Below are 22582 nucleotides of genomic sequence, written 5' to 3'. Positions count from 1 at the left end.
CTCAGTCGGATCGGTCGATCAACGACGACGTGAGGCCACTGTCCGCGACGGCCGGACGGTCCCGAAAGTCCCACTAATACGCCTCTTGACGACGCCCGATCCGCTCGGAGAAATCCCCGGTACCGCGATCCCGTGACAGGTGGATCCAGGTGCTGCGGTGCGCACGCATGGATCCCGAGCGACCGGCCGGCCCCGCGCGCCGGGTCCGCACGGGTCGCACCGGCCGCCGGGGTCGGCCGCGCGGCTCAGTCGTCCGCCGGGTGGACCACCTCGACCCCCTGGTCGCGCAGCGCCTCGATCGCGGGGGAGTCCGCGGGGGCGTCCGTGACCACGAGGGCGATCTCCTCCATGGCGCAGATGCGCCCCAGCGCCGCTCGGCCGATCTTGTCGGCGGTCGCGACGAGGATCACGCGCTGCGCAGCGGCGACGGCCGCCCGCTTCACCTCCACGTCGTCGAGGTTGTAGGCGGTGGCGCCCTGGACGGGGTCGACCCCGCAGCATCCCAGGACGAACGTGTCGAAGCACAGGTCCTTGAAGGTCTGCACGGGGGTGGAGCCGTAGAAGGACAACTCCTCGGGGCGCACCTGCCCGCCCGGCATCACCAGTCGGATGCCCGGGTGTGCGGACAGGGCGAAGGCCGCGTGCAGGGAGAGAGGGGCGACGGTGAGTTGGCGGTGCGCCATGGCCTTGGCGATGGCCACGGCGGTGGTGCCGGTGTCCAGGGCCACGGTCTCGCCGTCGGTGAGCAGGTCGACGACGGTGCGCGCGAGCCGCTCCTTGGCCTGCGATCCGGACATGGCCCGGATCGCGTAGGGAGGCTCGACGCCGCCGGGCAGGCTGCTCACCGCGCCGCCGCGCACGCGGCGCAGGGCTCCGCGGGATTCCAGTACCTCCAGGTCCCGGCGGACGGTCATCTCCGACGCCCCGGTGGCCTCGGCCAGCTCGGCCACCGTCGCGCGGTTCTGTCGCATGAGCAGTCCTACGACGAACTTGTGCCTTTCCATCACGTTCATGTGTCTGCTTTTAGCACAGACGGCGGCGGAGGATGGCTGGGATGTGCGTTTCGAACATTCAAACTGTTGAAATGAACATTCCTCGTGTGTAGCGTGTGCGAAGTGGTGGGAACTTCTCGCCGCTCCGCACATTGATCGTGTTCATTCGGCCGTGACCGATGAGGAGAGCCATGACCGCCATCCATGAGGCCGAACTGCCGGAAGGGGGGAAGCCGCTCCTCACCACCGTCGCGATCGGCGCCTCGTGCCTGGCTTTCGTCGTGATCGGCGCGCTCCAGGCGCTCTACGGTCCGGCGATCCCGGCCCTGCGCGACGAGTTCGGCATCAGTCCGGCCGTGGCCGGGCTCAGCCTCAGCGCCCACTTCGTCGGCGCCCTCCTCGGCGTGCTGATCTACCACCTGCTGCGGGGCCGCCTGAACAACCGGGTGCTGCTCGGCGGCTCGTACGCGCTGATGGCCGCCGGCGCTGCCGCCTTCGCGTTCTCCCCGAGCTGGGCCCTCGCTCTCGCCGGTACGTTCGTCATCGGCCTGGGCTTCGGCGGCATCGACTACGGCCTCAACCAGCTCTTCGCCGTCGGCTTCGGCCACCGCAGCACCGCCATGCTCAACCTGCTGAACGGGCACTTCGGCATCGGCGCGATCGCCGGCCCCGCCCTGATCGGATGGCTCGGGGCGGACAGCTATCCGGAGATCTTCATCGGCACCGGCGTGATCAGCCTGCTGATCCTCGTCACCCTCGGCGGGGTCGCCGCCAGGGAGCCCGCCCCCGGCCCCGCGGCGGTCACCCCGGCCGGCGGTGCCCGGGTGCTTCCGATCATCGGGGTTTTCATCGGCGTCTACGTCCTGCACGTCGCCATCGAGACCGGCGTCGGCGGCTGGGAGCCCACCCACCTCGAAGCCGTCGGATACGGCGCCGCCACCGCCGCGACCGCCACCTCCGCCTACTGGGCCGCCATGACCATCGGCCGGTTCGTCGCCGCGCCGATCAGCCTGCGCTGGTCCGCGCCGTCGATCCTGCTCGTCTGCTGCGTCGGTATGGCGGGCTTCCTCCTCCTGGCGACGGTCCCGGCCCTCGCCCCGTACGCGTACTTCGGCGTCGGCCTGATGATCGCGCCGATCTTCCCGACCTGCCTGCCCTGGCTCAACCGCGCCGTGCCCGGCGTGGGAGCCGCCGGTGCCTACGTGATCGCCGCCTCGATGATCGGCGGTGTGGCGTTCCCGCCCCTGCTGGGCGGCGTCATCGAAACGATGGACGTGAAGACGGTGCCGCTGTTGCTGTTCCTGCTCGCCGTCGTCTGCGGTGCGCTGAGCCTGTGGCTGCGCCGCAACGCCCCCGACCCCGGTGGCGTGTCCCGTTCGCGCGACTGCGGACGTACGGACGCCGTCACCACACTCTGAACCCGTGGAACGCGAGGAACCGAAGGATGAAAGCCGTCCTCTTCGCCTGCTCGGCCTGCCTGCCTGCCTGCCGGCCGGCAGCGCCAAGCCCGAACCCGCCGCCTACGCGTGGCGCATCCGCGAGCTCGGACTGCCGCCCGAGGAGATCCTCTCCTCCAGGACTTGAGGTGGGCAAGGCGCACTCCGAGGCCCAGCGAGCGGGAGTTGACCCTCCCCTTACGTCAGGCCTGAGGCTGTGTACCGACGAAAGGGCAGGTGGATGAGCTACTCCGTGGGGCAGGTCTCGGCCTTCGCCGGGGTGACGGTGCGGACACTGCATCACTACGACAAGGCGGGGCTGCTCTCGCCCGGCGACCGGAGCCACGCCGGATACCGGCTCTACAGTGAGGCTGACCTGGTCCGTCTCCAGCAGATCCTCTTCTACCGTGAGCTCGGCTTCCCTCTCGACGAGATCGCCGCGATCTTCAAGGATCCGCAGGTGAACCCCTTGGAGCGGCTCCGGGCGCGGCAATGGCAGCTGAGTGAGGAGATCGCCAGGCTGCAGCGGCTGGCCGAGGTGGCGGAACGGGCGATCGAGGTCCAGGAGACCGGGGTGCCCCTGACTCCTCAAGAACGCTTCGAGGTCTTCGGTGAGATCACCTTCGACCTGAGCTATGCCACCGAGGCAGAACTGAAGTGGGCGCACTCGGATGGGCAGCGCGAGGCGATGGCGCGCGCGGCTGCTCACACCAAAGCGGATTGGCGTCGGCTCATGGGCGAGGCCGCCGCCTGGCGCGCGGAGCTGCTCGCGGTCTTCGACGAGGGGGAGCCGAGCAACGGCGAGCGGGCCATGGACCTCGCCGAGGAGCACCGCTTGCACATCTCACGATGGTTCACTTCCTGCCCGCCCGACATGCACCGGCGCATCGCGGACGACTTCGTCGCCGATCCGCGCGCATTCGCTCTGGTCATTCCGCCGTCGCAGCAGCGCCCGGGCCTGGCCGCCTATACGCGCAAGGCGGTGCACGCCAACGCGGGCCGCCACGCAGTAGGCCGTACCGATTTGGAGGAGGACCGATGAGAGTCCTGATCGCCGCAGCCGGATCGCGCGGCGATGTCGCGCCGTACACGGGTCTGGGTGCCGAACTGTGCCGGGCCGGATACGACGTCACCCTCGCCACCACAGACACCTTCGCACCCCTCGTACGCGAGGCAGGGCTGGAATTTCGCAGCCTCCCCGCCGACACACGGGTGCGTGGCAGCGTCACAGGCAAACGTGAACTCATGCGCACTGCCGCCGAGTTCATCACCGAACTGGGTCAGGGTTTCGCCGACGTGATGGACGGTGGCACGGACCTGCTCCTGCTGTCGACCACCACGGCTCCGCTCGGCTGGCACCTCACCGAGGCCACGGGCACACCGAGCCTCGGCGTGTACCTCCAACCCACAGCGGCGACAGGCGACTTCCCGCCCGTCGTCACAGGCTCCCGCTCACTGGGCCGTCTCGCCAACAGAGCCACCGGACGCTTCGCACTGCGCATGGCCGACCGCATCTACGAACAGGCTGTCGCACAGCTGCGCCGCCGCCTCCAGCTGCCCCCGGCCTCGCCTTCCGAGGTGCGTCGACGACAGGGACAGGCGAATTGGCCCGTCTTGCACGGCTTCAGCACGGCCCTGGTGCCTCGTCCCGCCGACTGGCCCTCCGGCCTGGAGGTCGTGGGCAACTGGTGGCCCCATCATGAGGCGGCCGAACAGCTGCCTACTGATCTGGAGGACTTCCTGCGTGCCGGACCCCGCCCCGTCCTCATCGGCTTCGGAAGCATGGCGGCCGGTGACGGGGAGCGGCTGAGCGAAATCGCTGTGCAAGCCCTGCGCCGCGCCGGACTGCGCGGCATCCTCCAAGCCGGCACTGCCGGGCTTGCCGCCGACGGAAACGACGTGCTCACGATCGGGGAAGTACCACACGCCGTGCTGTTTCCACGGCTGGCCGCGGTTGTCCATCATGGCGGGGCCGGCACCTCGGCCGCCGCGTTGCGCGCCGGAGTGCCCGCGGTCACCGTACCGGTGACTGCGGACCAGCCGTTCTGGGCGGGTCGGCTCGCCGCGATCGGCGCGGCCACCGACCCGATCCCCTTCCGATCCCTTACCGCCGAACGGCTTGCCGCATCACTTCACCAAGTAGTGAGGCAGCAGACACACAGTCGAGCCGCCGCAAGAGCGGCACAACATCTGATGACCGAGAACGGAGCAGGTCGGACGCTCAAGACCATCCAGCAGCTGACCGATGGATGACGCCAGTCCGTTCCTCGTCCTCGTCCGAGCCGCCTGAGACCCCGGGCGGCGGGGAAGCGTACCTGACAGCGCGCCCCCCGCCGCCCGGCTTCGCCTCCGTGCGCGCCCCACGTCCCCGGACCGCGACAGCCCGCCGGGGCTCAGTGCGAGACGTCCTTGGCCCAGTTGCGGTTGACGGTCTCGCGGGCCTTCTCCCGCTGCCCCTCCGTCGGGAACGTCGGCGTGCCCTCGACCGTCGGCAGATTCTCCGCGGCGGCCTTGTCGAGGGTGCCGTCCTCCGCCATGGCGTCCATGAGGACGGGGCGCGCGTAGGCGCCGAGCCGGAGGTTCTGGCCCTCCGGGCTGAAGAGGTACTCCTGCCACAGACGGGCCGCCGCGGGGTGCGGGGCATCCCTGTTCACCCCGTTCGCGTAGTACTCCGCGAAGCTGCCGTCGAAGGGGATGGCGGTCCGCCAGTCGACGTCCAGGCCCTTCTCCCGGAACTGGTCGGCGTATCCGAGGTTGAGGAAGTCCCAGTCGATGCTGATCGGGGTCTGCCCCTTCGCGATCGTCTCCGGTGAGGACTCGACCGGGATGAAATTGCCGTTCTTGCTGAGCTCGGCGAAGAAGTCGATGCCGGGCTGGATGTTGTCGAAGGACCCCCCGTTCGCCAGGGCCGCCGCGTACACCCCGGCGAAGGCGGAGCCGGACTGGAGGGGATTGCCGTTGAGGGAGATCTGGCCCTTGTACTCGGGCTTGCGCAGGTCGGCGAAGGTCGACGGGCAGGTCTTCACCCGCTTGGCGTCACAGCCGATCGAGACGTAGCCGCCGTAGTTGTTGTACCAGCGGGCGTGCTTGTCCTTCTGTTCCTCGGGGATCTGGTCGAAGTCCGCGACCTCGTACGGAGCGAGCAGGCCCTGCCGGGCCGCCGACTGGGCGAACGAGTCCCCCACGTCGATCACGTCGGGGGCGCGGCCGTCCCGCCTGTGCTCCTTCAGGGCGTTGATCTCGTCCTGGCTGGTACCGTCCGGGTTCTCCACTTCGACCTTGATCCCGTACTTCTTCTCGAAGCCGTCGATCAGCGCGCCGTAGTTGGCCCAGTCGCGCGGCAGGGCGATCGCGTTGAGCGTGCCCTCCTTCTTCGCCGCCGCGGTCAGCGCCGCCATACCGCCGGCGTCCGCGGCGGAGGTGGCCACCGCGGGGGAGCTGGGCTCGGCGACAGGCTTGTCGCCGCAGGCGCCGAGGGGCGCCCCTGCGAGGGCCAGGAGGGCGGCGAGGAAGGCTGTCCGGAGACGGGGTGAGGGCACAAAGGCTCCATAACGGGCTAACGCGTACCGATCGATGCCAGCGTACGTTCGGCAGCCTCGGCGGCGCAGTCCCGGACCGTGGTGTCCGCCGTCTTCCCTGCGGCTGCCGTAGCGGCGGAGCCTCAGAACCCCTCGTCGTCCCACCCGGCCAGGAGCGCCTCCCCGAGATCCATCGAGGCCGGCGTGTCCCCGCCGTGGAGCGCCTGCTCGCTCCAGATGATCTTGCCGCGGGCCGTGTAGCGGGTGCCCCAGCGCTCGGCGAACTGCGCCACGAGGAACAGTCCGCGGCCGCCCTCGTCGGTGTCCGCGGCCCGGCGCAGGTGCGGGGAGGTACTGGACCCGTCGGACACCTCGCAGACCAGGCAGCGGTCGTACAGCAGCCGCACCCGGATGGGCTCGGTGCCGTAGCGGATGGCATTGGTCATCAGCTCGCTGAGGATGAGCTCCGTGGTGAAGGAAAGGTCCTCCAGACCCCACTCCACCAGTCGGCGCGCGCAGGCGTTGCGCACCGGGGACACCGCCGCCGGGTCGGGCTCCACGTCCCACTCGGCGATCCGCGCCGGATCCAGCAGCCGGGTGCGGGCCACCAGCAGCGCGACGTCGTCGCTGGGCCTGGAGGGCAGCATGGCGTCGATCACCGCGGTGCAGGTCTCGTCCGGGGTACGGGCCGGCCCGGACAGGGCGGCGCGCAGCGCTGCCAGACCGGCGTCCGGATCCTGGTCGCGGCTCTCGATCAGCCCGTCGGTGAAGAGCGCCAGCCGGGAGCCCTCGGGCAGGGTGAGCGACATGGTCTCCATGGGCAGACCCGCGCCCAGCCCCAGCGGCGGGGAGACCGGCACCTCGGGGAAGGACACGGTCCCGTCGGGGTCGACCAGAGCGGGGCCCGGATGCCCGGCGCTGGCCGCCGTCACCTGCCCCGAGACGGGATCGTAGATGGCGCACAGGCAGGTGGCCCCGGTGATCCCCTGCCACTCCTGCTCGTCGGTGTCGATGTGCGCGACCAGCTCGTCCAGGTGGCTCAGGAGCTCGTCCGGGGGCAGGTCGAGCGTGGAGAAGTTGTACACGGCGGTCCGCAGCCGGCCCATGGTGGCGGCGGCGTAGAGACCGTGCCCGACGACGTCGCCGACCACCAGCGCCACCCGGGTCCCCGGCAGCGGGATGACGTCGAACCAGTCACCGCCCACCCCCGCCTTGGCGGCCAGGTAGCGGTGCGCGACCTCGACGGCGGACTGCTCGGGTACGCCCCGGGGCAGCAGACTGCGCTGCAAGGTCACGGCCATGTCGTGCTCGCGCGTGTAGCGGCGGGCATTGTCGACGGACAGCGCCGCCCGGGCGGTCAGCTCCTCGACGAACGACACGTCCTCCCCGTCGAACGGCGGGGAGTCCTGCCCCCGCCAGTAGCCGACCATGCCCAGGACCACGCCCCGCGCCCGCAAGGGCACGACGATCAGGGAGTGGATGCCGCGGTCCAGGATCTGCGCGGCGTTCGCCTGGTGCTGGGCCCGCCAGCGGTGGGTGACCCGCAGGTCCGCCTCCAGGACCGCCCGCCCGCCGGCCAGCCCGGCCGCCATCGGGCCGGTGGGCCCGAACCTGATCACCTCGCCGACGGGGGAGAGCGGGTGGTCGCCCCGCATGCCGACGACGGCGGTGCGGCGCATCTCGGTGATCACCTCGGGCGGCTCCTCACCGCGCAGCACCGGGTCCAACAGATCGACCGTGACCACGTCGGCGAACCGCGGGACCGCCACCTCCGCCAGTTCCTCCGCGGTGCGCTCCACGTTCAGCGTCGTACCGACCTGCACCCCCGCGTCGTACAGCAGCTTCAGCCGCTCGCGGGCCACCTCGGCCCGGCCGGCGAGCGCCCGCAGCTCCGTGGTGTCGCGCAGCGTGACGACGGTCCCGGCCTTCCCGTAGGGGGCGGTGGGCCGGATGTTCACCGCCAGCAGCCGATCGGCCGCCATGTGCAGCTCGTCGGTCGCGGAACGGCCCGACGCGATCGGATCGGCGATCCCCTCCTCCAGACCCAGATCCGCGACCGGGCGCCCCTCCGCGTCCGCCGGCAGGTCCAGCAGGCGACGCGCCTCGTCGTTGGCCAGCAGCAGCCGTCCACCGCCGCCGATGATCAGTACGCCTTCCCGTACGGCGTGCAGCACCGCGTCGTGGTGCTCGTACATGCTCGTCATCTCGGCCGGACCCAGGCCGTGGGTCCGGCGCAGCAGCCGACGGCTCACCAGAGCCGTCCCGCCCGCGGACAGGGCGAGCACCCCGGCCGCGGTACCGAGGACGACCGGCAGCTGCCCGTTCACCATGCTCTGCACGTTCTGGACCGTGACGGGGGAGGAGACGACGGCGACGACCTTGCCGTCGTCGTCCTTGACGGGGACCACCGAGACCACGGACTGCCCCAGGGACCCGGCGAACGTCTCGGTGAAGGAGGTACCGGCCGCCGCCTTGGAGAAGGGGCCGACGACGCGCTTGCCGATCTGCCCCTGGTCGCTGTGGGCGAGGGTGACTCCGTCGAGCGTGTACACGTTGATGCCGTCGACCCCGGCGATCTTCGCGGCCGCCTTGGCGCTGGGCTGCAGCACCGCGCTCGGATCGGGGCTGCGCACGGCGGCGACGATCCCCGGCGACTCCGCGAACGCCCCGGCGGCGGCGAGCGTACGGTGCCGGGCGTCCAGCATCGCGGAACTCCGGGCCTGCACCACGAGCGCCACGACCGCGGCGGCGACGAGCAGGACCACGACGGCCAGCTGGAGGAGGAACACCTCGCCGGCCACGCTGCGCGCACTCAGCAGCGAGGAAAGACGCTGCGGCCGCCGGGCCGACCCTCCCGTGGGCGGCGGGGCGTGCTCCTGGCGCTCCCGGTCGTCTCCTGAGCGGGGGCGACGAGGGGGAGCGGAGGGGCTCGTGACCGAGCTGAGCAGCCGGCGCCGCAGGCTGCCCAGATAGTTGCTCACCCGTCCATCTTCCAACCTCCGCGCGTCGTCGGCAGCGGGGCGGCGCAGCCCCGGCGGGGAGCCGAGCGGGACCGGGCCGTCGTGCACCGGCCCGGAGGGACGGGGCGCGCCCCGGCGTAGGTGCCACGCGAGGCCTAGGCCGTCGGCTCCGGTGCGCCGACAACCCACCCGACCGTGACCGCGCACTCACGACGCGTTCCGTTCCGCGGGGCGCCGGATCGGCTGGTAGCGTCGATTGCGTGCGTTCCATCCGTACCGTCGCAGCGTCGCCCCGAGGGGCAGCCGTTGATCGGCAGAGGAGCGGGATCACATGGCGAAGCCCAGCTTTCGTATCGGGGCAGCAGCGGCCGCGACCGCTCTGGGCCTTCTGACGGCACTGGCCCCGCGTGCGGCCGGCGCCGCACCGCCCCCCACCGGCCCCACCCCGATCACCGGTGACACCGGGCCCGACCCGGCCGCCGTGTCACGTTTCGTGCCGGGCCCCTGCCCCCGCACACCTGAGCCGATCGAAGTGCTGGCCACCGCCCGGTGCGGATACCTGGAGGTCCCCGAGAACCGGGCCCGTCCCGGCGGCCGCACCATCCGGCTGGCGGTGGCGGTCATCCCGGCCGCCTCGGCGAAACCCGGCCAGGATCCCGTGGTGTTCATGTCGGGCGGCCCGGGCGGCGAGACCTTCGACGACATCCCGTACCTGGTCTCCTCCGGCCTGAACCGGGACCGCGAACTGATCGTCATGGCCCAGCGCGGCAATCTCTACGACAAGCCCGACCTGGCCTGCCCGGAGCTGGACCGCTTCTACGCCACCTCCGTCGGACTCCCCTCCTACGCACCGTCGACGCGGCGGCTCATGCTCGACGCCGTGAAGCAGTGTCGGGACCGCCTCACGGCGGACGGAACCGACCTGAGCGCCTACAACAGCACCGAGAACGCCGCCGACTTCGCCGACCTGCGCACCGCGCTCGGCATCGAGCGGTGGAACGTCTACGGCCACTCCTACGGCAGCAACCTGGCCCTGACCTACCTGCGCCTGCACCCCCAAGGGGTCCGAGCGGTGGCGCTCGACTCGATCGCTCCCGCGCACTACGTCTCCCTGCCGTTCGCCTGGGCCGGCGCCGAGGAGGGGCTCGACCACCTCTACCGGGCCTGCGCGGCGGAGCCCGCCTGCAAGAGCCGCTACCCGGACCTCGAACGCACCCTGAACGAGCAGGTGCGCAGGTTGGAGGCCCATCCGCTGACGCTGGACGTCAGGCCCCCGCAGGGCGGGGACCCGGTGAAGGTCGTGCTCGACGGCGGCGCGCTGGTGAACCTGCTCGTCGCCAAGGCGATCCCGTTCAAGGATGTCCCGGCGGCGATCGACGAACTCGCCCACGGCCGTCCGGAGCGCTTCGCCCGGGCCCGCGCCGCCGGTTCGGTCCAGGTCGTCGGCCAGACCGCCCACGGTCTGACGAACTCGGTGGTGTGCGGCGAGTGGATACCGGACCACTCGGCGTCCGACGTGCTGAAGGCGGGACGCGAGGCGTTCCCCGACTGGCCGGACGCGGTCCTGGCCCAGGCGCCCCAACTGGCCTTCCAGGAAGAGGTGTGCCGCGTCTGGAACGTCCCGGACCGCACCGCCGCGATGCGCGTGGCCCCCACCGCCTCGGTGCCGACGCTCTTCCTCAACGGGACGTTCGACATGAAGACCGGGGCGAGTTGGGCGCAGAAGACCGCCCGCACGCTGCCCCGGTCGACCACCGTTCGGATCCCCGGCATCGGCCACTGGGTGGTCCCGCAGTCGCCCTGCGCCCAGCAGGTGCTGGCGTCCTTCCTCACCCGTCCGACCGCGCCCGACACCGGCTGCGTGGCGGGCCTGACATGGGAACCGTTCACGATCACCCCCAAGTGACCGGAAGAAGGTGGTGTCCGTGAGTCGGACGGTGTCGTGGTGCGCCGTGCGGGGCGCCGTGGTCGCCCTGGTACTCGCAGGCGTCGCAGCCCCGCAGGCTCACGCGTCCGGCGACGACCGCGACGAACGCAGCGCCGAGGTTCTGCGGCAGCTGGTGCCCTCTCCTGACGGACCTGGCTGCGCGGCAGCCGTCGGCAAGCGGGGCAGCGTCGTCTGGGAGGCGGGGCAGCGTCGTCTGGGAGGCGGGGCGAGGAAAGGCCGATCTGACGACCGGGCGCCCCATCACCTCGAAGACGGTCTTCGACATGGCGTCCAACTCCAAGCAGTTCACCGCGGACGCCGTCCTCCTGCTCGCCGGGCGGCACCGACTCGCGCTGACCGACCCCCTGTCCGACTTCCTGGACGACCCGCCCGCCTGGGCGCGGGACGTCACCGTGGGCGACCTGATGCGCCACACCAGCGGCATCACCGACTACCAAGACCTGCTGGAGGCCGAGGGCACCGAACTGACGGACCCGGCCGGACAGGAGGAAGCGATCGCGGCCATCCTCGCCTCGCAGCCGCAAGAGCCCCCGGGAAAGCGCTTCTCCTACTCCAACTCCAACTACGTCCTTCTGGCGCACGTCGTCGAGAAGGTCACCGGCAAGCCCTTCCCGACCTTCCTCCAACAGGAATTCTTCACCCCGCTGCACCTGCGCATGGTGTTGTCCCCGGCGGTGGACGTTCCGGGCAAGGCGAAATCGTACGACGAGAAGGACGGCTCCTTCACGCCCGATTCCTCTCCCTGGAAACAGTACGGAGACGGGTCCGTCCAGACCACGCCCGGGGAATTCGTCCGCTGGGCCGACAACTACCGCACCGGTCGTATCGGCGGAACGCATCTGCTCACCGGCGTCACGGAGGGAGCGGTGAGCGTGGGTGACGTCCTGCGTGGGCGCGGCATCGAAGAAGGGCGGTACGGGGCCGGAATCCTCCAGCTCCCCGACAAGAGCCTGGTGCACCGCGGTGACTGGGAGGGATTCCACAGTACCTTCAAGGTGAGCCCGGACCGCAACACCGCCGTGACCGTCGTGTGCAATGTGGATTCGCCCGACCATTTCCGAGCCGCCGATCAGCTGCTGGACATCTGGACCGAGTGACGGGTGGACATCCCGCACGGTCGCCCCCGACCGACGGTTCGGACGCTGACTACGATGCCGTCGCATGACGACTGTTGACTGGTCCGGTGTTCGTGACAGGGTGCTCGAACTGGGGGAGCGGCCGGGAGCGGCCGAGGTGTTCGGGGCGCGCGGCCATGGATGGGTTCTCGAGGAGCCGCTCTCGCGCGCGCAGTTGGACGAGGTGGAGACCCAGACAGGTGTGACGCTACCGGCCGACTATCGAAGCTTCCTGCTCGACGTGGGCGCCGGCGGCGCGGGCCCTTCGTACGGGATCTTCGTGCTGCGGAGGACGCCGGACGGGTGGCGCTGGTTCGACGACGCGCGGACGGCCGTCGATCACGCACTCATCGGCAGGGAGTTCCCCAATCCCCTGCACGACTCGGCCGAAGCCCTCCGGGCGGCCTTGGACGCCGACCACCCCGATGAGCACCCTGGGCAGTACCCGGATCCGGACAGTGAGGCGAAGAAGAACGCGAAGCGGGCGTGGGGGGCACGGCGCCGTCAACTGGCTCAAGACCTCAAGACCACCGGGGCCCTACCCCTGTGCCATCACGGTGGCGGGTCCCGGGCGTGGCTCGCGGTGACGGGCGCGGAGCGCGGCACGATGTGGTGCGACCCGGAGGGCAGCGGGGTGTCGTTGGTCCCGGACCATCTTGACGCGGACCCCGAGAGGAGCCGCATCGGGTTCGGCCGGTTCTACCTCTCGTGGCTCGAGGAAGCGACCCGAATCGTCTCGATGCCCGCCTGAACCTTCGGGTGCCCACGGGCGGCCGATCGAGCACCCGATCGAGCACGCGATCGAGCACCGGATTGAGTAGCCCATGCTCATGTCGCCCGGGAGCGGGCCTGCGAGTCTCGACACCACTTGCAGGCTCCACCCCACCCGAGGGATACATGCCCACACGCTCTCTGCCGTCGAACGCGCCCCGTACCGCGGGTCCTCAGAACCCCGCGCCCGGATCGGCCGTCATCGAGACCCGCTCCATCGACTGGATCCCCACCGCCGAACGCCACGGCACGGTACGCCACCTGGGCGCGTTCTGGTTCGTCGGCAACATCAACCTCACCGCGATGGCCACCGGCGTCACCGCGCTGAGCATCGGCACCGGTCTGATGTGGACCTTCGTCGCCACCGTGCTGGGCTCGCTGTTCGGCACGTTCTTCATGGCATTCCACTCGGCACAGGGGCCGCAGCTCGGACTTCCCCAACTCGTGCAGTCGCGTGCCCAGTTCGGATATCTCGGCGCCGCCTTGACCGTGTGGGTGTTCGCGCTGGTCAACTATCTGGCCTTCAACGCCTCGGACGCGATCCTCGCGGGCGACGCCGTGCACATCCTGTTCGGCATCGACGAGAACCTCGGCTATCTCGTCTCCGCGTCCGTCGCCGCGGTCGTCGCGCTGCTCGGATATCGATGGATCCACCGGTTGAACCGGTGGCTGGCCTGGCCGATGGCCGTCCTGATGTCCGTGCTCACCCTGGCCGTCGTCACCGACGAGGGAATCCCCTCCCGGGCTCTCGCGTTCGGCGACTTCGACATGGCGGCCTTCGTGACCGTCTTCGTGATCGTGACGGGATTCCAGCTCGGCTGGGCGCCCTACGTCTCGGACTATTCGCGCTACCTGCCGGCCGAGACCTCGGTGCGGTCCGCCTTCTGGTGGACGTACGCGCCCAGCGGTCTGTCGGCGATCTGGGTGTTCGGCATCGGCGCCGCCGCCGCGTCCGCCGCTCCGGACGCCACCCCCGTGGCAGCCTTCCAGCAGCTGGCCGACAGCCTGCTGGGCGGCCTGGGACAGGTGGTGGTCGGCGCACTCCTGGTCGGCCTGCTGTCCGTCATGGCGGTCAACCAGTACGGCGGGATGATGGCCATCATCTCGATCCGGGACAGCTTCGCCCCTGTGCGGCCGACCCGCCGCATCCGCGCGATCTGCATCGGCATCATGTTCGTTCTGGTGTGGGCGATCGCCCAGTTCGTGGGCGTGGACAGCTTCAACTCATTCTACAGCAACGTGCTCATCTTCCTCACCTACCTCTTCACACCGTGGACCGCGATCAACCTGATCGACTACTTCTTCGTACGCAAGGGTGCCTACGCGATCGCGGAGCTCTTCGACCCGAAGGGGATGTACGGACGCTGGGGGTGGCGCGGGAACCTCGCCTATCTCATCTGCCTCGTGGTGATGGTCCCCTTCATGGTCACCGTCCCCTACACCGGCTTCGCGGCGCAGGCCTTGGGTGGAGCCGACTACTCCGTCTTCGTCGGCCTGCCCGTCGCAGGTCTGACGTATCTGCTGTTCTGCCGATCGATCGACCTCACGGAGGAACGGCGCGTGGTGGCGGAGGAAGGCGTGCTGGATCTCGACCTCGCCCACTGAAGCGGCCCGGCGACGCGCGGGGCGGGATCACCGCCCCGACGATCGCCTAGGGAGCGCGGTGTCAGCCGCCCTGCCGAGGGGCCAGCCTGGTGGCCAGGTCGCGGCGGGACATGATCCCCAACTTGGTATAGACCCGCTGAAGATGGTTCTCCACCGTTCGAGTGGAGAGGTGAAGTTCGTCCGCGATCTGCTTGTTGGTGATGCCGGTCGTCGCGAGGGAAGCGATCTCCCGCTCCCGCGCGCTGAGGGAAGCGGCCGACCCGAGGCAGAGCAACCCCGGTGTGACGGCTCCTTGGCAGGAGCGCGCCAGCTCGGCCGACAGGTGCAGAGCCGAGGTCGCGCGCCGCGGATCTCCCGCGCGATGAAAGGCGTTCGCCGCCGCCGCGGCTGCCTCCGCCGCCATCAGAAGAGCACCGATCTCCTTCATCTCGCCGGCCGCCCGGAGCAGCCCCTGCCCGTCCTGCGCGGCGTGCGCGCGTGCGAACCGCACGCTCGGCGAGGCGAACGCTCCCTCGCACCGCTGCTCCAGCCGCACCAGCCCGGCCAGCACCTGCGACGCGGCGCCGAGGCGGGCGGCGTCCGTGAGGAGCAGCAACTCGCAGGAGGCCGCACCGGCCTCCCGGGCCTGATCCGCCGCCCCGGACAGGACGGCACATGCCGCCGTGGTGTGTCCTCGGGCCGCGAGCGCCCAGGCCTGCCCCAGCGCGTGCTCACCCGGGAGGAAGAACACGTCCGGGTAGCCGGCCAGGTCCGCGACCAGGGCATCGGCCTCGTCCGTACGACCGAGTACGGCGTTGGCCGCCGCGAGGCCGGCGGCGGCCGGTCGCAGCGGGACGAGGATGCCGTCGCCCAGGGACAACTCCAGCGTCTCGGCGAACCAGCGGCGCGCGTCACCGATCCTGCCCTGCAACCAGGCCGTGCGCCCCAGGTCGTACGAAAGCCAGGCCGCGGGCTGCGTGGCGTTGTCGGCCAGCGCTTCCCGATGTCCCCGCTCCGCCGCACGTTGCGCGCCCGCGAGGTCTCCGTCGGCCATGCGGGACAGGGACAGCACGGAGAGCGCGGCTGCCGGATGCTGGATGATGATCCGCTTACTCGCCTCGGCGTGCTCCGCGTACGTTCGGCCGGCCAAGGCGACCGCTTCGCCCGTCCGACCCGCGGCACTCAGCCCCAGAGCTTTCATGGCGCAGGCGTACAGACGCACCCGCTCGTCGGACATCCCGTCGACCTCGTCGACCTCGTCGAGCAGGCCGAGGCCTTCGTCGGTGCGACCGGAGAACACCAGCATCGCGCCCTCGTTCGCACGCAGCGAGGCCCGCGCCCGCGCGTCGGTCGTCGACTCGAACGCCTGCCGATTGACCCGCAGGGCATCGGCCACGCGGGCCGCCCCCCAGAAGAGGTTCTGCGTCCTCTCGATGGCCAGGCGCAGGCGTTCGGCTTCCGTGCCCGCCGTGGTGTACGCCCGTTCCAGCAGACGTTCGGAGTCGTCGAAGCGATGCAGCAGGTAGTAGGCCTCGCCCAGCTGCAGCATCGTCTCCTCGGTCACCGAGGAAGGGGGAAGCGCCTCCAGCAGATCCACGACCTGGACGTAGTCGTGGCTGTGCCGCGCGAGCATCGCGGCCTCCACGATCAGGTGCGGGTCCGCCGTACCGCGCGCACCCAACTGCCACGTCGCGATCCGCAACACGTCCTCCAGGCGTTTGGCGCCGTGGGCGAGGACGCTCCGTTCACACTCGCCGAGAATGTGCACCCGTCGACTCACGGGCACGCTCTCCAGGAGGACTTCGCCGTAGAGCGGGTGCGCCAAGGTGGCGGTCATGCGACGCCGGGAGACATGGACGTGGATCAGGTCCGCCTCTTCCAGCGCGAAGAACGCTTCCGCCGAGGTCGCCCCGATGAGATCCGGCACCCCCATCGGTCCGGCGACCGCGAGCGTTTCGAGCGTCCGAGTGCCCTGCGTGCCGTAGCGCTTGAGCCGGGTACGGATCAGCTGGCTCAGGCGGGCCGTACGGAGCGGCCCCGTCGCCTGACCGGGAGCCCTCCACACACCGCCGCTGGGGACCAGCGCGCGGGAGCCCAGCATCCCCAACACCAGCTCCCGCAGAAAGAGGAGGTTGCCTTCGCTCAGACGGTGCAGTTCGCACACGACCTTCCGCTCGACGACCCCTCCCAGGACCGTGGTCAGGACGCCCTCCACCTCGTCCTCGGCGAGGGCGTGCAGGTCCACGTGGGCCATTCCCTCGGTGCGGTCGATGGCGAGCACCGCATCGGACACCAGCACATCGGAACGCAGGGTCGCGACCAGGAATATCGACTCCATGTCCAGCAGCTGCCCGATGAGCGTGGCCGAGCTGGCGTCGAGCAGGTTCACGTCGTCGACGAACAGGGCGAAGGTGCGGCCACTTCGGTCCACGAAAGCCGCCCGCGCCGCGCGGAAGGCGGCGGGTGCATCGCCGAAATCGAGACTGTCGGGGAGCAGGTGCGCGAGAGCGCCGAACGGAATGGTGCCCGCCGCTGCCGTCGCTGTCGCCCGGCTCCCTTGATGGCCCGCCGCCAGCGCCCTCTCCCACACGTGGGTGGCCAGACGGGTCTTGCCGACCCCTGCCGAGCCCCGGATCACAACGCCGTTGCAGGCCGGGTCGGACAGGGCGGCCTCACAGGCCTCCTTCTCCGCTTCCCTGCCGACGAGAGGCCAGGCGCGCTGGACATCACGCTTCGTGTACGGAGAATGCAAGGCAGCCACCTGAGCTCTGAACCGGTGCCGACACCCGGCATGGACCGCCGATACGGACAGGGGCCGGCGGCTCGCAGGACGACCTTGCACTTCCACCGGCCGACTCGGCTTGAGTAGATGCTACTCACGCGGCTCTCCGCCCGGTGGGCTCCGAGCGGCGAGGATGGAGTAGTGACTGCTCTGGGCCCCGGTCGGCGCCGGATGAGAACGTCCGGCACACGCACCCACCGCACCCACCAGGGAGACATTCCTGTGTCGCAAGGCATCTACTTCCACCTGCGCCTTCGCTTCCCCGCCCACGAGAGCCTCTCCCACTGGAAGGAACACGTCCTGCTCGCACAACGGGAGCAGCTCGAACCCGTGCCGGGCTTCGGCGGCATCGACATGGGCGACGACGACCTCTTGGGCGAAGAGCCGAGAGCGCTGCCAGGGAACGCCACGGTCGGCGATCTGCTGGCCCATATGCAGTCGGAACTCGCGAACGAGCGGGGCTTCGTGGAGATCCTGCAGAACGGCGCAGATGCAGATGCCGATGCCGATGCAGGGGCGGTCGTCGCGATGCACGGCTTCCTTCCCGACTACGACAGCTACCGGGACCACCGCCTCCCCATGATCTACGCGGGAGCCGCCGCGAGCCGACTGGGAGGCGAGGGAAGCGTCTCGTTCCTCGGGCCCGCCGAGGGCGAGTGGGTGGTGACGTTCGCGGACTTCACGGACTCGGCCGTACGCATCAGCGAGCCCGACCTCCAGGACCTCAGGGAACAGGAACTCACGGAACGCTTCGGCGGAATCGCCGTCGACGACGTGTACCGCGCCTGGAAACCCGCACGAGCCTGAAAGACCTGGAGAGGGACCTGGAGAGGGCTGACCGGGCAGGCGATTGGTTGTAATCTGCGGAGACCGCACTTGACCTGCGTAAAGCAGGCAGGTAGCCGACAATCCGGGAGTTTTCCGATGCTTCGTACCATGTTCAAGTCCAAGATCCACCGGGCTACCGTCACCCAGGCCGACCTGCACTACGTCGGCTCCGTGACCGTCGACGCCGACCTGCTCGACGCGGCCGATCTGCTGCCCGGGGAGCTCGTCCACATCGTGGACATCACCAACGGTGCGCGGCTCGAGACCTACGTCATCGAGGGCGAGCGCGGATCCGGGGTCATCGGGATCAACGGAGCCGCCGCGCACCTGGTGCACCCCGGGGACCTGGTCATCCTCATCAGCTACGCGCAGGTCGAGGACGCCGAGGCCCGGGTGCTGAAGCCCCGCGTCGTGCACGTGGACGGCGACAACCGGATCATTGAGCTGGGTGCGGACCCGTCCGCCCCGGTGCCGGACACGGACCAGCGGCGCAGCCCGCACGCCGTGGCCTTCTGAGGGGAGTGAAGGGACGATGTCGATGGAGTTCCAGGACGACCGCGAGGCCGGACGGCTGCTCGCCGTCGAGGACGGGACGACGGTCGGCCACATCGCGTACTTCGTGCTCGCCGACGCGCCCCACGCCCTGGTCGCGGTGCACACCATCGTCGAGCAGGGGCACGAGGGCCGCGGTATCGCGGGCGGGCTGGTGAAGACCTTCTACGGGATCGCCGCAGCCGAGGGAGTACCCGTGGTGCCGCTCTGCCCCTATGCGGCGAGCTGGGCCGCCAAACATCCCGACGAGGCGCCCGAGCCGGCCGCCGAGGTCGTGTCGGCGGCCAAGGCGCAGCTCGCCGCGGCTCGCGACGCCCGGTGACCGATCTGCTCCTGCTGCACACCTCGCCCGTGCACGTCCCGGTCTTCGACGCGCTGCGTGACCGGAACCATCCGGGGGCCGCACTGCGGCACCTGGTGGTCCCGGCGCTGCTGGACCGGGCCCGTGCCGAAGGGCCGGAGTCGGTGACTTCGGCCCTTCGGGGCTTGCTCGCCGAGGCCGGGACGCCCGTGCTGGTCACCTGCTCGACCATCGGGGCGACCGCGGAGTCCCTGGCTCCGGCGCTGGGCGTCCCGGTGCTCCGGGTGGACCGGCCGATGGCCGCCGCCGCGGTACGGGCGGGGGCGCGGATCGCCGTACTCGCCGCCCTGGAGTCCACCCTCGCCCCGACCCGGGAGCTGCTGGCCGAGGAGGCGGGCGAGCGGCCCGTGTCGATCCGTACGCACCTGGTTGCCGGGGCCTGGGACCGCTTCGAGGCCGGGGACACCGCCGGCTACCTCGCCCGGATCGTCGAGGCGGCCGACTCCGTCACCGGCGCGGACGTCATCGTGCTGGCCCAGGCCTCCATGGCCGAAGCCGCGGACCTGGCCACGAGCCCGATCCCGGTACTCTCCAGCCCCGCTCCGGGCCTTGCCGCGGGCCTGGCCCTGCGCTCGGCCGCCAGGGGTGTCGCGTAGGCATACGGGCCGCAATCGCGGGAAGGTGGCCCATATGGTGCGAAAGCAAGTTGTAGAAGAGACGCAGCCGCCTCCCCCGGGGCCCGACCCCTTCCCCGACCCCGAGCCCATGCCGCGGCCCGTGCCGCCCGTGCCCGGACCCGTCCCCGAGCCGGACCCGATCCCGCCGCCCCCGGGGCCCGCGCCGATCCCGCAGCCCGGGCCCCTGAGCTGACGACCGCGGCTACGAGGTGCGGACCTCGGAGCGGTCGCCGCTCCAGAGCGTGTGGAACGAGCCCTCGCGGTCCGTCCGCCGGTAGGTGTGCGCCCCGAAGAAGTCCCGCTGCCCCTGGGTGAGGGCCGCGGGCAGCCGCTCCGTGCGCAGGGCGTCGTAGTAGGCCAGTGAGGCCGCGAACGCGGGTACCGGGATCCCCTGGCGCACCGCCGCCACCAGGACGGACCGCCACCCTTCCTGGGCGGCCGCGATCTCCTCGGCGAAGTGCGTGTCCGCCAGCAGGCTCGGCAGCTCCGGCCGGGCGTCGTACGCCGCCCGGATCCGGTCGAGGAACGCGGCCCGGATGATGCAGCCGCCGCGCCACAGCGAGGCCACGGCGCCCAGGTCCACGTTCCAGCCGTACTCCTCGCTGCCGGCCCGGATCTGGTGGAAGCCCTGGGTGTAGGAGACGATCTTCGACGCGTACAGCGCCTGCTCCACCTGGGCGGCGAAGGCCTCCGCCTCCTCGGGGGCGAGTGCGGTGGCCGTCGGGCCCGCGAGCCCCCGCGCGGCCGTGCGCAGGTCCGCGTGGCCGGAGACCGCGCGGGCGAAGACCGCCTCGGCGATCCCCGACACCGGCACCCCGAGGTCGAGGGCGATCTGCACCGTCCAACGGCCGGTGCCCTTCTGCTCGGCGGCGTCGGCCACGACATCGACGTACGGGCGCCCGGTCGAGGCGTCCGTGTGCGCGAGCACCTCCGCCGTGATCTCGATCAGGTACGAGTCCAGGCGCCCCCGGTTCCACGCCCGGAAGGTCTCCGCGATCTTCGCGGGGGAGTAGCCCGCGACCTCGCGCAGCAGGTGGTAGGCCTCGGCGATGAGTTGCATGTCGGCGTACTCGATGCCGTTGTGCACCATCTTGACGAAGTGTCCGGCGCCGTCGGGTCCCACGTGCGAGGTGCAGGGCGTACCGTCGGCGGCCTTCGCGGAGATCTTCTCCAGCAGCGGTCCGAGGGAGGCGTACGACTCCGTCGAACCGCCGGGCATGATGCTCGGGCCGAGCAGCGCGCCCTCCTCGCCGCCGGAGATGCCGACACCCACGAAGTGCAGTCCCCGCTCGCGCAGTTCACGCTCGCGGCGCCGGGTGTCCTCGAAGTGCGCGTTGCCGCCGTCGATGATGACGTCGCCCTCCTCCAGGAGAGGCGCGAACTCGCGGATCACGGCATCGGTCGGCTCCCCGGCCTTGACCATGACGACGATGCGCCGGGGGCGCTCCAGCGCGTCGACGAACTCCTTCGCCGACCCGGCCGCCACGAAGGTGCCCTCGTGCCCGAACTCCTCGACCAGCGCGGTGGTCCTGGCCTCCGTCCGGTTGTGGACGGCCACGGTGAATCCGTTGCGGGCGAAGTTGCGGGCGAGGTTGCTGCCCATGACAGCGAGTCCGGTGACGCCGATCTGGGCTGTGCTGGTGCTCATCGGTGCGCTCCTGCTTGCTTCGGTGTGCCTTCGGTGGGCGGGGAGCACCGAAGCTACCCCCACGCGGACCCCGGTGGATCTTTTACTCATCGAGATACAGTCAAGTTCCTCCGGCATGCGCCCCGTTGCGCCTCTTGTCACGCTCTGATCGCACCGTTAAGTTGTGCGGTTCCTGATGTCTTCGATGGGGGCTCCCATGGGTGTACGGGGCCGGCACCGCCGGTATCAGCCGAGCAGCATCAATCGGGCCTCACTGGCCGTCACCGCCGGCGGCGCCGGGATCGCGCTCCCGCTCATCGGGGCCGGAGTCGCCCAAGCGGCCTCCGTGGACACCTGGAACAAGGTCGCGTCCTGCGAGTCGACGAACGACTGGCGCATCAACACGGGCAACGGCTACTACGGCGGCCTCCAGTTCAGCCAGAGCACCTGGCGGGCCTTCGGCGGTACGGCCTACGCCCCGCGCGCCGACCTGGCCACCAAGGACCAGCAGATCGCGGTCGCCGAGAAGGTGCTGAAGGGTCAGGGGCCCGGCGCCTGGCCCGACTGCGGGAAGCGGGCCGGCCTCACACGCAGCGGCCCGGCCCCCGCCGTCACCCCGCAGACGCAGGGGCGGTCCCCGGCGGCGCCCGTGGTGCCCGTGGCGCGGACGGCCCCGGAGCAGGGTGGCGCGGCGGTCCCGACGGGTACCTCCGTCCTGCCGAACCCGTACGTCGTCGCACCCGGGGACTCACTCTCGGCGATCGCCACCGACCAGCACGTCGAGGGCGGCTGGCAGGCGCTGTACGAGACCAACCGGACCACCATCGGCGGCAACCCCAACCTGATCTTCCCGGGCCAGCGGCTCACCCTGCGGATCACCACAGGGCCGGCCTTACCGCCGCCGCCCAGGCAGGACCCCGAGAAGCCGCCGCGGACCGCCGACCCGGTGACCCCCGTGGAGCCGGCCGCCGAGAAGCCGGCCGAGAAGCCCGCGCCCAAGCCGGTGGAGAAGCCGGTCGAGAAGCCCGCCGAGAAGCCGGCGCCGGAGCCCGCCTCAGCGCAGCAGAAGCCGGTCGCGGGCGGCTTCTCCGCCCCCGTCGACGCGGCCCTCGGCACCGCGTACCGCGTCTCGGGATCCTCCTGGTCCAGCGGCTACCACACCGGCGTCGACTTCCCGGTGGCGACCGGCACCACCGTCAAGTCGGTGGGACCCGGCGCGGTCGTCTCCGCCGGCTGGGCCGGGGCCTACGGCTACCAGGTCGTCATCCGGCACACCGACGGCCGGTACTCCCAGTACGCCCACCTCTCCGCCCTCGGCGTCAAGGCCGGTCAGCAGGTGTCCGGAGGGCAGCGCATCGGCCGTTCCGGCTCGACCGGCAACACCACGGGACCGCACCTGCACTTCGAGATGCGCACGGGACCCGGATACGGCTCCGACATCGACCCGCTCAAGTACCTCCGAGGCCACGGGGTCCGCATCTGACCCGCGCA

General features: G+C 70.8%; 18 protein-coding genes. 13 read left to right on the top strand and 5 right to left on the bottom strand.

Annotated features, from left to right (window positions below; translation table 11 throughout):
• Positions 1-245: 245 nt before the first annotated feature.
• Complete coding sequence (locus tag BCL76_RS00215) at positions 246-1013, bottom strand: DeoR/GlpR family DNA-binding transcription regulator (protein WP_109777220.1); 768 nt, start codon at positions 1011-1013, stop codon at positions 246-248.
• A 170-nt stretch (positions 1014-1183) separates the two neighbouring features.
• Here BCL76_RS00215 and BCL76_RS00210 point away from each other — a divergent pair, with 170 nt between their 5' ends.
• The 4 genes from BCL76_RS00210 to BCL76_RS00200 all read left to right on the top strand — a co-directional run bounded on the left by BCL76_RS00210 (position 1184) and on the right by BCL76_RS00200 (position 4681).
• Positions 1184-2410 carry an MFS transporter gene (locus BCL76_RS00210; protein ID WP_109777219.1) on the top strand — a complete coding sequence of 409 codons (1227 nt, stop codon included), beginning with the start codon at positions 1184-1186 and terminating at the stop codon, positions 2408-2410.
• A 4-nt stretch (positions 2411-2414) separates the two neighbouring features.
• Entirely contained in the window at positions 2415-2576 is a 162-nt protein-coding gene (locus tag BCL76_RS38730) for a hypothetical protein (RefSeq protein ID WP_181382379.1), read from the top strand.
• A gap of 93 nt (positions 2577-2669) precedes the next feature.
• The gene (locus BCL76_RS00205) at positions 2670-3470 is read left to right on the top strand and encodes a MerR family transcriptional regulator (RefSeq protein ID WP_109777218.1); all 801 of its coding nucleotides are present in this window, start codon (positions 2670-2672) and stop codon (positions 3468-3470) included.
• Entirely contained in the window at positions 3467-4681 is a 1215-nt protein-coding gene (locus BCL76_RS00200) for a glycosyltransferase (protein WP_109777217.1), read from the top strand. The genes BCL76_RS00205 and BCL76_RS00200 overlap by 4 nt, the downstream gene beginning before the upstream one ends.
• A 140-nt stretch (positions 4682-4821) precedes the next feature.
• On the opposite strand, the gene BCL76_RS00195 is transcribed toward BCL76_RS00200, so the two are convergent.
• Positions 4822-5967: an ABC transporter substrate-binding protein gene (locus BCL76_RS00195; RefSeq protein WP_258309144.1), complete on the bottom strand. Its 1146-nt coding sequence runs from the start codon at positions 5965-5967 to the stop codon at positions 4822-4824.
• Positions 5968-6089: 122 nt separating this feature from the next.
• Complete coding sequence (locus BCL76_RS00190) at positions 6090-8765, bottom strand: SpoIIE family protein phosphatase/ATP-binding protein (RefSeq protein ID WP_109778248.1); 2676 nt, start codon at positions 8763-8765, stop codon at positions 6090-6092.
• A 472-nt stretch (positions 8766-9237) separates the two neighbouring features.
• Here BCL76_RS00190 and BCL76_RS00185 point away from each other — a divergent pair, with 472 nt between their 5' ends.
• From BCL76_RS00185 to BCL76_RS00170, 4 genes are all read left to right on the top strand, one after another.
• On the top strand, positions 9238-10812 hold the full coding sequence (locus tag BCL76_RS00185) for an alpha/beta fold hydrolase (RefSeq protein ID WP_109777216.1): 1575 nt from the start codon (positions 9238-9240) through the stop codon (positions 10810-10812).
• Between the two features lie 164 nt (positions 10813-10976).
• Complete coding sequence (locus BCL76_RS00180) at positions 10977-11951, top strand: serine hydrolase domain-containing protein (protein ID WP_109777215.1); 975 nt, start codon at positions 10977-10979, stop codon at positions 11949-11951.
• A gap of 64 nt (positions 11952-12015) precedes the next feature.
• A complete protein-coding gene (locus tag BCL76_RS00175) occupies positions 12016-12720 on the top strand; it encodes an SMI1/KNR4 family protein (RefSeq protein ID WP_146228285.1) in 705 nt (234 codons plus the stop codon).
• Between the two features lie 146 nt (positions 12721-12866).
• Complete coding sequence (locus BCL76_RS00170) at positions 12867-14345, top strand: purine-cytosine permease family protein (RefSeq protein ID WP_109777213.1); 1479 nt, start codon at positions 12867-12869, stop codon at positions 14343-14345.
• 61 nt (positions 14346-14406) lie between these two features.
• Here BCL76_RS00170 and BCL76_RS00165 read toward each other — a convergent pair whose 3' ends face one another.
• Complete coding sequence (locus BCL76_RS00165; protein ID WP_181382378.1) at positions 14407-17076, bottom strand: helix-turn-helix transcriptional regulator; 2670 nt, start codon at positions 17074-17076, stop codon at positions 14407-14409.
• Positions 17077-17328: 252 nt separating this feature from the next.
• On the opposite strand from BCL76_RS00165, the gene BCL76_RS00155 reads away from it, so the two are divergent.
• From BCL76_RS00155 to BCL76_RS00140, 4 genes are all read left to right on the top strand, one after another.
• A complete protein-coding gene (locus BCL76_RS00155) occupies positions 17329-17913 on the top strand; it encodes a hypothetical protein (protein WP_146228284.1) in 585 nt (194 codons plus the stop codon).
• A gap of 117 nt (positions 17914-18030) precedes the next feature.
• Entirely contained in the window at positions 18031-18450 is a 420-nt protein-coding gene (panD, locus tag BCL76_RS00150) for an aspartate 1-decarboxylase (protein ID WP_109777209.1), read from the top strand.
• A 16-nt stretch (positions 18451-18466) separates the two neighbouring features.
• The gene (locus BCL76_RS00145) at positions 18467-18808 is read left to right on the top strand and encodes a GNAT family N-acetyltransferase (protein ID WP_258309143.1); all 342 of its coding nucleotides are present in this window, start codon (positions 18467-18469) and stop codon (positions 18806-18808) included.
• Positions 18805-19443 carry an aspartate/glutamate racemase family protein gene (locus BCL76_RS00140; RefSeq protein WP_181382377.1) on the top strand — a complete coding sequence of 213 codons (639 nt, stop codon included), beginning with the start codon at positions 18805-18807 and terminating at the stop codon, positions 19441-19443. Before BCL76_RS00145 ends, BCL76_RS00140 begins: the two co-directional genes overlap by 4 nt.
• Before the next feature lie 223 nt (positions 19444-19666).
• Here BCL76_RS00140 and gndA read toward each other — a convergent pair whose 3' ends face one another.
• Positions 19667-21112 carry an NADP-dependent phosphogluconate dehydrogenase gene (gene gndA / locus BCL76_RS00130; RefSeq protein WP_109777207.1) on the bottom strand — a complete coding sequence of 482 codons (1446 nt, stop codon included), beginning with the start codon at positions 21110-21112 and terminating at the stop codon, positions 19667-19669.
• Positions 21113-21308: 196 nt separating this feature from the next.
• Between gndA and BCL76_RS39505 the strand changes: the two genes are divergently transcribed.
• A complete protein-coding gene (locus BCL76_RS39505) occupies positions 21309-22574 on the top strand; it encodes a transglycosylase family protein (RefSeq protein WP_109777206.1) in 1266 nt (421 codons plus the stop codon).
• Positions 22575-22582 lie beyond the last annotated feature (8 nt).

Origin of the sequence: Streptomyces sp. CG 926, from assembly GCF_003148825.1 — a bacterium.
Lineage (GTDB): Bacteria > Actinomycetota > Actinomycetes > Streptomycetales > Streptomycetaceae > Streptomyces.
The sequence above is the reverse complement of the archived record's forward strand: the minus strand, read 5'-3'. Positions and strand labels throughout refer to the sequence as shown.

Coding starts and splice junctions, on each gene's coding strand:
- BCL76_RS00210 (WP_109777219.1), top strand. CDS start 1,184: ATGACCGCCATCCATGAGGCCGAACTGCCGGAAGGGGGGAAGCCGCTC.
- BCL76_RS00200 (WP_109777217.1), top strand. CDS start 3,467: ATGAGAGTCCTGATCGCCGCAGCCGGATCGCGCGGCGATGTCGCGCCG.
- BCL76_RS00145 (WP_258309143.1), top strand. CDS start 18,467: ATGTCGATGGAGTTCCAGGACGACCGCGAGGCCGGACGGCTGCTCGCC.
- panD (WP_109777209.1), top strand. CDS start 18,031: ATGCTTCGTACCATGTTCAAGTCCAAGATCCACCGGGCTACCGTCACC.
- BCL76_RS00175 (WP_146228285.1), top strand. CDS start 12,016: ATGACGACTGTTGACTGGTCCGGTGTTCGTGACAGGGTGCTCGAACTG.
- gndA (WP_109777207.1), bottom strand. CDS start 21,112: ATGAGCACCAGCACAGCCCAGATCGGCGTCACCGGACTCGCTGTCATG.
- BCL76_RS39505 (WP_109777206.1), top strand. CDS start 21,309: ATGGGTGTACGGGGCCGGCACCGCCGGTATCAGCCGAGCAGCATCAAT.
- BCL76_RS00185 (WP_109777216.1), top strand. CDS start 9,238: ATGGCGAAGCCCAGCTTTCGTATCGGGGCAGCAGCGGCCGCGACCGCT.
- BCL76_RS00205 (WP_109777218.1), top strand. CDS start 2,670: ATGAGCTACTCCGTGGGGCAGGTCTCGGCCTTCGCCGGGGTGACGGTG.
- BCL76_RS00215 (WP_109777220.1), bottom strand. CDS start 1,013: ATGAACGTGATGGAAAGGCACAAGTTCGTCGTAGGACTGCTCATGCGA.
- BCL76_RS00170 (WP_109777213.1), top strand. CDS start 12,867: ATGCCCACACGCTCTCTGCCGTCGAACGCGCCCCGTACCGCGGGTCCT.